This window comes from Cupriavidus sp. 05L310 (assembly GCF_056398185.1).
Genome location: NZ_JBFTOX010000152.1, coordinates 1 through 1,633 on the forward strand (window position 1 = coordinate 1; position 1,633 = coordinate 1,633).

General features: G+C 62.9%; 2 protein-coding genes and 1 pseudogene. 2 read left to right on the forward strand and 1 reads right to left on the reverse strand.

The window, feature by feature from the left end; translation table 11 throughout:
• Both AC1DS6_RS42530 and AC1DS6_RS42535 read left to right on the forward strand, forming a co-directional pair.
• The coding region (locus tag AC1DS6_RS42530; protein ID WP_477104796.1) for a molybdopterin cofactor-binding domain-containing protein at positions 1–703 on the forward strand (703 nt) is incomplete at its 5' end.
• A gap of 251 nt (positions 704–954) precedes the next feature.
• Positions 955–1,080 (forward strand): annotated as a pseudogene (locus AC1DS6_RS42535) (hypothetical protein); the annotation flags it as partial.
• A 58-nt stretch (positions 1,081–1,138) separates the two neighbouring features.
• On the opposite strand, the gene AC1DS6_RS42540 reads toward AC1DS6_RS42535, so the two are convergent.
• Positions 1,139–1,633: GlxA family transcriptional regulator (locus AC1DS6_RS42540; protein ID WP_477104797.1), on the reverse strand; the 495-nt coding region annotated here is incomplete at its 5' end.

The window sequence follows — 1,633 nt, forward strand, 5'->3', positions numbered from 1 at the left end:
CTCGACCATGACCGAAGGCATCGTCGAGAACGAATACGCTCTGCCGATGCAGGTGACGGCTCATCACCCGAAGGTCGATGTCGCGGTGCTCTGGTGGCGCTCGGTGGGTAACACCCACACGAGCTTCGTCAAGGAGACGCTGATCGACGGGATCGCCACGGCCGCGAAGCAGGATCCCGTCGCTTGGCGCATGGCACGACTCGACACCACCAAGCATGTCCGACAACGCGCCGCCTTGCAGCTGGCCACGGACAAGGCCGGCTACGGCAAGCGCAATCCGAGGGGGCATGCGTGGGGCGTGGCCGTACACGAGTCGTTCGGGACGGTGGTTGCGTATGTCGTCGAAGTGTCCGTCGCCAAGGGTGAGGCGCGCGTGCACAACGTCACGGCCGGTGTCCACTGCAATCGCGTCGTCAATCCGCTGGAAGCCCAGGTCCAGGGCGCATGCATCTTCGGCTTGTCGATGATTCGGCCCGGCTTCGCCATCGAGATGGAGAACGGAGTGGTTCGGAACAGCAATTTTCCGGACTATCCGCCACCGCGGATGCCGGATGCACCGCGCATCGACGTGTTTTTTGTGCCGTCCGAAGACGCACCGTCGGGACTGGGCGAGCCTGGCGTGCCGCCGATCGCCCCGGCGGTCGCCAATGCACTGTTCCGGCTGACGGGCAAGCGCCAGCGGCAGATGCCCTTCGTCGTCTGATCGTTCAGATGCAGAGAGGCATCACGTCCTCTCTGCCCCACAATTGATCGATAGCAGCAACCGTTCGGTTACTGTCCGCCCTGTATGACGCCCCCCGCACCTGATAGTGTTCCCTCAAAGGGCTTTGGCATCCTCGATGACGATGGATCTGTAACCGGCAATTAGCAATCTCGAATCGATACCAGCATGAGTATTGAGCCCCATAAGCTACTTATAATGCACTTCGAGAGTGAGGCACCGACCGCTCGTGGGTACTGACTACCGCGCGCCAGGATTCCCTATGCGGCTTGTCTGGTGTCGGTATCCGTAGGGGTGAGGCCGTATTCAAGCCGAGATGCACGTCATTTCGCAAGCCGGTGAGTGCGAAGCTGCGCATCCTAGCGTCGCTGGGTCAGACATGCTCGAAACTTGTCGCATCGGTCCCCGGCCGTCAGTTCATTCCGTCGCTTCCAGCTCTACTAGTGCGTCCTTTCGCCGGATGCTGCTTGGCGACACGCCGTAGGCGCGTACAAAGGCCCGGCGCATACGATCGCGGTCCGCAGACCCTGTGTCCCGCGCCACGGTTTCCATCGGGTGACGACCTGACTCGAGCATGGTTCTGGCCGCTTCCAGCCGGAGCATCTCGACGGCCTTAGCCGGGGACTGCCCGGTCTCCTCGCGGAAGACACGGCTGAACTGCCGCGGCGACAGGCGCGCGGCATCCGCTAGCTCCTCCACCGTCAGCGCATTGCGCAGATTTTCCTTCGCGTAGATCAGCGCGCGTTTGACACGATCGCTGCGCGGCTCGAGTTCCAGCAATGCCGAAAACTGGGATTGCCCACCGGGGCGGCGGTAATAGACGACCAGGCGTCGGGCCACGTTACGTGCCAGCGCCGCGCCGTGGTCGTGCTCGATGAGCGCCAGGGCGAGGTCCATCGCCGCAGACATGCC